General features: G+C 61.4%; 8 protein-coding genes. 3 read left to right on the forward strand and 5 right to left on the reverse strand.

The genetic code is table 11. From position 1 onward, the window contains the following. Positions 1–390 precede the first annotated feature (390 nt). The 4 genes from yidA to AAC083_RS03640 all read right to left on the reverse strand — a co-directional run bounded on the left by yidA (position 391) and on the right by AAC083_RS03640 (position 5,775). Positions 391–1,200 carry a sugar-phosphatase gene (gene yidA / locus AAC083_RS03625; protein WP_108535826.1) on the reverse strand — a complete coding sequence of 270 codons (810 nt, stop codon included), beginning with the start codon at positions 1,198–1,200 and terminating at the stop codon, positions 391–393. 156 nt (positions 1,201–1,356) lie between these two features. Continuing rightward, positions 1,357–3,027 (reverse strand): DUF342 domain-containing protein, encoded by a 1,671-nt coding sequence (locus AAC083_RS03630; RefSeq protein ID WP_339734960.1) that lies wholly within the window; start codon positions 3,025–3,027, stop codon positions 1,357–1,359. Between the two features lie 299 nt (positions 3,028–3,326). Continuing rightward, entirely contained in the window at positions 3,327–4,478 is a 1,152-nt protein-coding gene (locus AAC083_RS03635) for a CinA family nicotinamide mononucleotide deamidase-related protein (protein WP_108535828.1), read from the reverse strand. A gap of 58 nt (positions 4,479–4,536) precedes the next feature. Further along, on the reverse strand, positions 4,537–5,775 hold the full coding sequence (locus AAC083_RS03640; RefSeq protein ID WP_108535829.1) for an HD-GYP domain-containing protein: 1,239 nt from the start codon (positions 5,773–5,775) through the stop codon (positions 4,537–4,539). Between the two features lie 145 nt (positions 5,776–5,920). Between AAC083_RS03640 and metA the strand changes: the two genes are divergently transcribed. Next, positions 5,921–6,865, forward strand: coding sequence for a homoserine O-acetyltransferase MetA (gene metA, locus AAC083_RS03645; protein ID WP_108535830.1), 945 nt, complete (start codon positions 5,921–5,923; stop codon positions 6,863–6,865). Between the two features lie 18 nt (positions 6,866–6,883). Here metA and AAC083_RS03650 read toward each other — a convergent pair whose 3' ends face one another. Then, complete coding sequence (locus AAC083_RS03650; protein ID WP_108535831.1) at positions 6,884–7,402, reverse strand: cyclin-dependent kinase inhibitor 3 family protein; 519 nt, start codon at positions 7,400–7,402, stop codon at positions 6,884–6,886. Positions 7,403–7,559: 157 nt separating this feature from the next. Between AAC083_RS03650 and AAC083_RS03655 the strand changes: the two genes are divergently transcribed. Both AAC083_RS03655 and AAC083_RS03660 read left to right on the forward strand, forming a co-directional pair. Continuing rightward, positions 7,560–8,030 carry an Lrp/AsnC family transcriptional regulator gene (locus AAC083_RS03655; protein WP_042038432.1) on the forward strand — a complete coding sequence of 157 codons (471 nt, stop codon included), beginning with the start codon at positions 7,560–7,562 and terminating at the stop codon, positions 8,028–8,030. A 275-nt stretch (positions 8,031–8,305) separates the two neighbouring features. Continuing rightward, entirely contained in the window at positions 8,306–8,563 is a 258-nt protein-coding gene (locus tag AAC083_RS03660; protein ID WP_108535832.1) for a DUF2442 domain-containing protein, read from the forward strand. Positions 8,564–8,903 lie beyond the last annotated feature (340 nt).

Consider the following 8,903-nt stretch of genomic DNA (forward strand, 5'->3'; position numbering starts at 1 on the left):
GGGTGGGGGGGTTGCGAGCTGTCATGATTCACCTTGCTATCCTTTGCGGTCCTGCGCCTTGGGAAGGCCCTTGCTGCCGCTGAAAGGGCAAGGGCATGCCTCAAGGCATGGTCATGGGATCAGGGTCATGCCGCAGTACCAGAATCGTCGGTCAGCCTGGGCAATGACAGCCTGGATCCTGATCCCAGTCTGCCAAGGCCGTTCAATATGTCAAACGAAATGATGCTTAAATGTTAAATTTTGTAAGCGAAGAACTGCCTTGAGTCCCTTATTAAGGGGGCTGTGGGGAATGCTGGCGAGATGAGGGAGATGGCTGTGGTGGATATATTAAACATCCGGCCGGGGTAGCCGGATAGCAAAAGGGGCCTGGGTGGAGGCCCCTTGTGTGGGTCAGGCGTTCAGCACGAACCGTTCAATCAGCTGGGCGACCCCATCTTCATCGTTGCGCGCCGTGGTGTGTTGGGCCAGCGCCTTGATCTCGTCGGTGGCGTTGCCCATGGCCACTCCCAGCCCGGCGTATTCGATCATGTGGTGATCGTTGCCCGCATCCCCCACGGCTATCACCTGGGTGGCGTCCAGCGCCAGATGCTCGGCCAGGGCGGCGACGCCTGTGCCCTTGTTGCTCTTCTTGTGCATGAACTCGAGGAAGTAGGGGGCACTGCGTACCACTGTGTAGCGCTCATGCAGCTCGGCGGGCAGGCGTTCGATGGCGCGGGAGAGCTGGGGCGGTTCGTCGATCATCATCACCTTCATGATCTGCTCGTCGGCGGGCAGGGTGGCGAAATCGATCAGATTGATGGGCATGCCGATGAGGCGGGATTCGTGCTCGGTATAGGTGCTGACCCTGGGGCTGATGAGACCCCGGGTGACAGAGAAGCCGTGTACGTTCACCTCCAGCTCGTTTGCCAGCTTGGCGATGGCACTGGCGTCGCTGCCGGTCAGCAGCTGGCTGCGGATGATGCGCTGATCGGCCACCTGTTGCACCAGGGCGCCATTGTAGCAGATGACGTAGTCATCCTGACCTGTGAGGCCGAGCTCGACCAGGTAACGGCTCATCCCTTCCAGCGGGCGACCTGAGGCCAGCACCACAGTCACGCCCCTGGCGCGGGCGGCCTGGATGGCGGCGTGGGTGCGGGGTGAAATTTGGCCCTGGGAGTCCAACAGGGTGCCATCCATATCCAATGCGATCAGCTTGTACATCTCTCACTACCTGAAGTCTGGCTGGCCCGCCCTATGGGGCCAATGGAAGGCCGAGTGTAGCGAAATTCGCAGCCAGGATCACGGGTTGGCGGCGAGAGGCTGGGCCAGCAGGGGGAATGTTGCCAGGGGGAAGGCGAGCCGCAGGGCCAGCTGCTGTCACTTGTGGGGTTCGTAGGGGGTCAGCTGCAACTGATCTTCGCGGATGGCGAAGTGGATGGGGCCGTGTTCTATGTCGACTCTGTAGTGGTGGTGGGCCATCTCCACCTCGACCCCGGGGAAGGCGCGTTGGGTGGCTATGATGTCCATCTCAGCCATCAGTTTCTGCAGCTCTTCCTGCGCGGCCTCCAGCTGTTCATCCAGCAGCTTGCTCTCGTCGATATGGCGGGTGCGGATCAATTTGATCTTCTGCAGGGTCTGGGGGTTGCGCTTGTCCCCTGGCAGCTGTAACAGCTTGAGCAGCAGATCCTGCAGCTTGTCCAGTTGCTCCCGGCACTCCTGCTTGCGCTGGCGCAGGGCCTGTTCCTGCTCTTTGTGGGTGAAGTAGCCGCCGAGGATCTGCAACCGGGTCTGGTTGTAGGCCGAGGCGCCCAGGATGGGGGCCATGATGAGGCGATTGGCAATGCTGATGCCCCCCAGCAGGTGGCCCTTGCGCATGCCGCTGTCGCCCACCTTGATGTCTTGCCCGCTGCGGCTGTAAGAGTGGCTGAGTTGGTTCTGGATATGGATGTCGCCCCCGGCCTCCAGCTTGGCGTACTGGGCATAGCTGGCGTGGATCTCGCCCTGGGCATTGAGGTGGCAGAGGTATTCGTCACTCTGCTTGCTCTTGCGGCCTATGATGCCGTTGCGCACCGTGATGGTGCCGCTCGATTCTATGTAGCCCCCCTCGACGAAGCCGCCGATCACCACGTCGCCACTGGTCTTTATCTTCATGCCGGGGGTGACATCCCCCGCCACTATCAGGGCACCTTCGAAGATGACGTGGCCGTGGCGGATGTCGACCTGCTTGACGCTCAGTACGTCATCCACCTTCATGCCGTTCTTCTCCTGGCGGGGCAGGCCTGGGCGGCTGGCCAGCAGTAGATCCGCATCATCCGGCGAGATGAAGGTGCCCTCACCGGCCACCATGGGGCTGTCCTTGCCATGCTTGGCGGGCAGCTCCTGGTTGGTGACGGTAAAGCCGGGCACGCCCTGAGTGGCGGGGTGACGGCGCATCAGCTGGGCGCCGGCCTTGACGGTGATCAGGGTGCCGAGGTCGCGCATGTCGACCCGGCCATGATCCAGCTCCCGGGGCTTGAGGATCCGCTCGGCTGGCGTCTCCACCAGCCGCTCGAATCGGGTGTCCTGGCCGTTGACGGCAGCCTTGCCCAGCGCCACCGGCAGCTTGAGCAGGGTGCCCGGTGTCGCCTCCTTGGCGGCCAGAATGGCGGCGGCGATGAGAGGCGCCTGTACCCCCCGGCTGATCTCGCTGGCCTGCACCGCCTGCTCCAGATCTTCAGTGGTGAGATACTTGCCACCCCAGTCGGCGGTGATCTGGGCGATGGCGCTCATCCGGTCTTTCTCCACCACCAGGGTGACACGGGCATCGTGGCGCTGGGCGACGGGGACCGGATTGTCGGGCAGGGGGGTGTCCGGGTTGCTTAACAGGGTGTTGAGCAAGCTGATGGCATGCTTGATCCCTTCCGTCAGCGGCTGGTAGCGGCGACAGTTGGAAGCCAGCAACAGCGTCTGGATATCGCTCTCCGAAACGGGGGTGGTCAGCCCGGGTATGATGCGCAGGCAGGCGTACTCCATATCGGCTGATAACAGTAACCACTCTTTGCTTAACACCCGGTTTCCTTCTCTCGTTTTTACCCATATCGAGATAGCCTTTGATTTCTATTTAATCGACTTTTTGTTAAAAATGCGAGTCATCAATATGGCGCTGGTCTGCAGTATTCGGGCATTTCTCCTTTTTGGTCAACGAGCTAGGCACAAATGGGTGAGCCTGGACGAGGAAATCAAGGATGACAGCGGGTATGCTGACGGCACGGGAAGCCCGCAGGTCGCCCGTGGGGGGGGTGTACCGGAAGAGTCTGGCTTGAGGTGTTGGCCGGTATCCGATCTTTGCGGGCACCGGCGCTGGATGCCTAGCGGCCGCGCTGCGCCGTTCTGGCCAAGGTGAGGTAGTCGCCGAGCACTGGCAAGCCTTGCAGGTGGCGGCGCAGCATGTCGAGGGCGGCGAAGGCGAGGATCTTGCGCCGGCTCTCGGGATCCGGGTGGCTGGCCTTCAGCGTCTGGCCGATCTGTTGCCCGTCGGCGCAGAGCAGCAGTGGCACGCCCTCCGTCCCCTCCCATCCTATGGTCAGGCTCAGCCCCTCACCTCTTGCCTCCAACTGCGCCAGCTCGCTGGCGACGTTGCCGCGAAAGCCGGCCTCAAGCCGGGGATACTCGTGGCAGAGGGCGAGCAGCGCACCCCGGCTTTCCCCCTCCAGCAGGGTCAGCGGCCTCTCCCCCAGCAGGGCCAGGATCTGCCGCGCAGGCTCTTCATCTCCCCGTCCCACCAGCCAGGGCTGGATCGCCGCGAGCAGTCGCGCCTCGGCGTCATCCATGTCGGCGGCGCTGGCACTGTGGCCGATGAGTTTCAGCTCAATCAGCGGCATGGAGGAGCGGTAGCCCAGCTCTATGCCGGTTGGCCAGGGGGCTGCATCCAGCATGTCGGAGAGCGCCGATTCCGAGATACCAAAGCTGTAGAAGCGGCGTAGTTCGGTATCGGTCTGCGCGCCAGCCAGCTGCTTGAGGCGTGGCAGGATCTGCTCGCGCACCATCTGCTTGAACTCGAACGGCACACCCGGGGTGAAGAAGAGCTGGCTCTGACCACTGTGCACGACAAAGCCGCAGGCGGTGCCGACCGGATTGTCGAGGATCTCGCACTCCTGTGGCAACCAGGCCTGCTTGGCGTTGCTTTGCGCCATGGGGCGGCCCCGACTGGCGTAGCGTGCCGCTATGGTGGCCAGCCACTCAGAGTACAGCGTTAGCGGTTGCCCGAAAGCTTCGGCTGCGGCCTGCGCGGTGAGATCATCGGCAGTGGGGCCGAGCCCGCCGCACACCAGCACCACGTCGGCGCGGCTGGCACTCTCCTGCAGCACGGTTTTCAGATCGGTGAGGTTGTCTCCCACAGTGACACGGCGGCGCACCTGCCAGCCTTGTTCCAGCAGCAGGGCGCTGAGCCAGGCGGCATTGGTATCCACCACCAGACCCGTCACTATCTCGTCTCCGGTGCTGATGATCTCGATACGCATGGGGGCTCCTTGAACTGGGGAAGTAAACTGGGACGGCCATGCACCATGGCCGGGACAATCAGGGCTTGGTGTGTTCGAAGTAGTAGCTGATCCGGGTACGCGGATTGAGGTATTCGAACACCGCCGGCGGCAGTCGTTTGGGGTGGATCACCTTGGCGATCGACAGCTCGGCCTGTTGCAGATCTATGATGGCCGCCTCCTGGCGTGGGATACGGGGATCATACACCAGCACGGAGGGGTAGAGCAGGCGAGAGGCATTCACCGACATCACCAGCCCCACCTGACCATTGGAGAGCTGCACCACGCTGCCGGGTGGGTATATGCCCATCAGCCGGATCAGCATGCTGAGGTATTCCGGGTTGAACTGGGCCTTGCGCTGCTTGTAGAGGCCGCTCAGGGCCGAGTAGGGCACCTTGGCCTGCATGTGGCAGAGGTTGTCGTACTCGTTGATCAGCGACACCATCTGGGTGAGCGGGTCGAGCTGCCCCTTTTTGAGCCCCTCAGGCCCGCTGCCATCGAGATATTCGTGGTGATGGAGCACGATGCCTTTGGCCTCGGCGGGGAAATCTTTGACCAGATTGAGCAGGTCGATGCCATAGCGCGGGTGCTGAGCTATCAGGTTCTGCTCCGGCTTGGTCAGCGGCTCCGTCTTGCGCAGGATCTGGCTCGGGATCTTCAGCTTGCCTATGTCGTGGAACAGGGCACCCATGCCGACCTGGCGGATCTGGTCAGCCGACATGTTGCACTCCTTGGCCAGCAGCATGCTGAGCACGCTGACGTTGAGGGAGTGGAAGTAGAGGTTGTTGCCATCCTCGCTGTCGGAGACCAGGTGCAGCACCATCTCATCCACCGACAGCAGCTGTTCCGTCATGGCGTTGATCAGCTCCTGCGCCTCGCCGATGGCGTTGAGGGGGCGGGACTGGAGCTTGCTCATGACGCTGCGCACCTGCGCCAGGGATTGCTGGAACTGCTTCTCGCACAGCTGCAGATCGCGGCGATACTGCTGTAACTGCTCGATGCGGCGCGTCTTCTCCAGCTGCATCTCGGCCTGGCGCTGGGAGGTGTCGGGCGTCTCCACCGGTTGGGTCTGGATCTGGTCCAGCGGTTTGGGCGGGACGTCGCTCTTGTCGGGGATGATGGTGACGAGTTTTAGACCGAGCCGGCGGATCAGCTCGATCTCCTCTTCATTCTTGAGCTTGAAGCTGGAAAACAGGAAAGGGTGTTCGCGCCAACCCAGTGGCAGAGAGACGAAATTGCCGACTTGCAGTCGGTCTACGGAAATCTTGATACCTGTCATTGTCTTGGCTGCGAGAGACACATGTGAGCCGTATGCTAGTCAAAGGCGGAGGTGAATACAAAAGGTATCTGATGACAGGGTAAGCGCTTTGTTATAGGCTTCTAGATGTCCAGACATATTTACCGATGCAGTACAGGGAGTAAGCATGCCGATCAAGATCCCGGATCAGTTACCCGCCGCCGAAGTGCTGGGGCAGGAGAACATCTTCGTGATGACGGAATCCCGGGCCGTCACCCAGAACATACGCCCGTTGCGGGTGTTGATCCTCAACCTGATGCCCAAGAAGATTGAAACCGAGATCCAGCTGATGCGGATGCTCTCCAACTCGCCGTTGCAGGTGGACGTGGATCTGCTGCGTATCGACGATCGGGAGTCGAAGAACACGCCCCAGGCGCACCTCGAGAACTTCTATCACGACTTCGAACAGGTACGGGGCAACAACTACGACGGCATGATCATCACGGGAGCGCCACTCGGGCTGGTGGAGTTCGAGGAGGTGGTCTACTGGCCGCGCATCGTCGAGATCATCGAGTGGTCCCATCAGCATGTGACCTCGACCCTGTTCCTCTGCTGGGCGGTACAGGCGGCGCTGAAAGCCTTGTATGGCATGGAAAAACAGACCCACGGTGAGAAGCTCTCCGGAGTCTACCGCCATCACAGGCTCGATGAGCACGAGCCGCTGCTGCGCGGCTTCGATGACGAATTCGTGGCGCCCCACTCCCGCTATGCCGCGTTCGACGGGGATCTTATCCGCGCCCACACCGACCTGCAGATCTTTGCCGAGTCCGAAGAGGCGGGGGTCTATCTGGCGGCGACCAAGGATTGTCGCCAGGTGTTCGTCACCGGTCACCCTGAATACGATGCCCTGACCCTGGATGGGGAGTACCAGCGGGATCTGGCGGCCGGGCTCGAGCCCGTCATCCCGGTCAACTATTATCCGGCTAACGATCCCGGCCAGACCCCGCGCGCCAGCTGGCGCAGCCACGGCCACCTGCTGTTCTCCAACTGGCTCAACTACTACGTCTATCAGCTCACCAGCTATCGGGTGGAAGACATAGGCAAGGTGTTTACCTACCAGCAGCCCAAGTAAGGATCCGCGTGGTGGGGCTCAGTCGGCCTGCTCCCGTCGTGCGGTCAGGGCGTCGAGCCACTGGCGATGCACCGCCAGGGTGAAGGCCTTGGGCCTGTGGGCCCGGATGGCGGCCATGGACTCCTGCTGTGGCTGGCCGAGGGAGACAAGCAATGCGGCGGCGATCAGGCCGGTGCGGCCGCTGCCCCCCTTGCAGTGGATGACCAGGTTTTTGCCTTCGAACAGCAGCCCGGTCAGTTGCGGCAGGGCCTGTTGCCAGGCCTGTTCGAAGGTGGCATCGGGGGCCTGATCGTCTTCGATAGGCAGGTGGAACCAGCGCATGCCGCTCGCCTCGACCAGCGGGCCAAGCTGGCTCAGTGCGAGTCGGGCCAGTTCGGCCTCTGTCATCAGGGTCAGGACGCCATGGGCACCCGCCAGCCTGAGCTGATCCAGCGTCAGTGGTAGCGCCACCTGCTGGGTGCCGGGGCAGGGGGTCAGCAGTAGCTGGCCATCGACGCGGGGCACTTCCTGGCTCCAGAAAGGGTGAGACGGGAGCATAAAGGTCCTTATGAGGCCAGCAAGGGCGAGGCGAGCCGGCATGGCCGGTTTCTGAGTGCGCCAAAGCATAGGGGGCGCGGCCACGATGTCAATCTGCGTTGTGTTCGGCCCGGTTTACGGGCAGAGTCTAAAAAATTGATCGGTGCAAGGAGTTAAGATGAGAAACCTGGATCAACTGGATTTGGATATCCTGGCCCATCTGTTTCGCGATGCGGGCATGACCAACAAGGATCTGGCCGCGCTGGTCGGCGTGGCGCCGTCCACCTGCCTGGAGCGGGTGCGCAAGCTGCAACAGGATGGGGTGCTCAAGGGGGCGCATTGCGAAGTGGATCATCAGGCGCTCGGTGGCCATATCCAGGCCATGGTCTCCCTGCAGCTGGCCCGACACAGCCGCCAGATCATCGATGCCTTCCGCGACGCCATACTGGCGCTGCCCGAGGTGATCAGCCTGTTTCACATGGGAGGCAAGGATGATTTTCTGGTGCATTTGTGTGTCTCCGACACCGAGCATCTGCGCAACTTCGTGTTCGATCACTTCACCTCCCGGGAGGAAGTGGTGCACCTCGAGACCTCGCTGGTGTTCGAACACAGGTTCAGCCGCTCGCTGCCCTGTTTTCTCAACACCTGATCCCGTGTTGCACCCCACATAAAACCCGCCAAATGGCGGGTTTTATGTGATTGCGGTGGCGGGTTCAGTGCCGCGCAGTTTGGTTGAGTCCTTTCTGGTAAGCCAGGCTGCCCCATAGCGCCAGCCCGAGTGCGGCACGATTCATGATTTTCATGTGAGGGCGTGCAGGGCTCCAAGACAGCATAAACGGCTGGAGAAACTGTGATCCCTTTTGCAAAGCAACGTAGGAAGCTTATTTATAATGGCGCCGGATTTTATCAATCGGAGCCGAAGGGATGCCGGTCTTTATCGATGTGGAATATTTGCAGGGATGGCGCCTGTTTGTGGTGCTCTCCGACGGCACCACGGGGGCGTTGGATCTGACCCCCTGGCGCGCGCAGCCCCTGTTTGCGGCGCTGGATTCGGAGCAGCGTTGTGCCCGGGTCTTCATCAATCGTCACCACCAGCTGGAGTGGCCTGCCGGCTGCACCCTGTCCGCCCATGATGTCTATCACCTGATCAGACCCATCAATGAGTGGGAGGCCTTCAGCTAAGCCCCTGTTTTTGTGAGCCATCCCCAGATTCCTTCAACTGGAATGTTTGTGTGTTTGCCTTCTCTACCCAATTTGGGTAAAACCTGCGCAACATTTTGCCAACCCCTCTCTTAGCTTTGCCTGTCAAGGCTTGCCGCTTCCCGCCGCAGGCCTTTTTTACGGCCGGATGGCAAACCTTTCCCCAGCTGAAAGGTTTGCCGGGAGAGATGAAAAACACAAAATAAACAAAAAATAAGGAAGAAACATGGCTTGTCATATGCGCACCCCGCTTGCCCTGCTGGTGGGCGGTCTCGCCTGTCACGGCGCCGCCGGTCAGGAGCGGGTCCAGCATCTGGAACCC

The sequence above is a fragment of the Aeromonas sp. HMWF014 genome (assembly GCF_963878295.1).
Lineage (GTDB): Bacteria > Pseudomonadota > Gammaproteobacteria > Enterobacterales > Aeromonadaceae > Aeromonas > Aeromonas popoffii.

Coding starts and splice junctions, on each gene's coding strand:
- AAC083_RS03655 (WP_042038432.1), top strand. CDS start 7,560: ATGAGAAACCTGGATCAACTGGATTTGGATATCCTGGCCCATCTGTTT.
- AAC083_RS03640 (WP_108535829.1), bottom strand. CDS start 5,775: ATGACAGGTATCAAGATTTCCGTAGACCGACTGCAAGTCGGCAATTTC.
- AAC083_RS03650 (WP_108535831.1), bottom strand. CDS start 7,402: ATGCTCCCGTCTCACCCTTTCTGGAGCCAGGAAGTGCCCCGCGTCGAT.
- metA (WP_108535830.1), top strand. CDS start 5,921: ATGCCGATCAAGATCCCGGATCAGTTACCCGCCGCCGAAGTGCTGGGG.
- yidA (WP_108535826.1), bottom strand. CDS start 1,200: ATGTACAAGCTGATCGCATTGGATATGGATGGCACCCTGTTGGACTCC.
- AAC083_RS03660 (WP_108535832.1), top strand. CDS start 8,306: ATGCCGGTCTTTATCGATGTGGAATATTTGCAGGGATGGCGCCTGTTT.
- AAC083_RS03635 (WP_108535828.1), bottom strand. CDS start 4,478: ATGCGTATCGAGATCATCAGCACCGGAGACGAGATAGTGACGGGTCTG.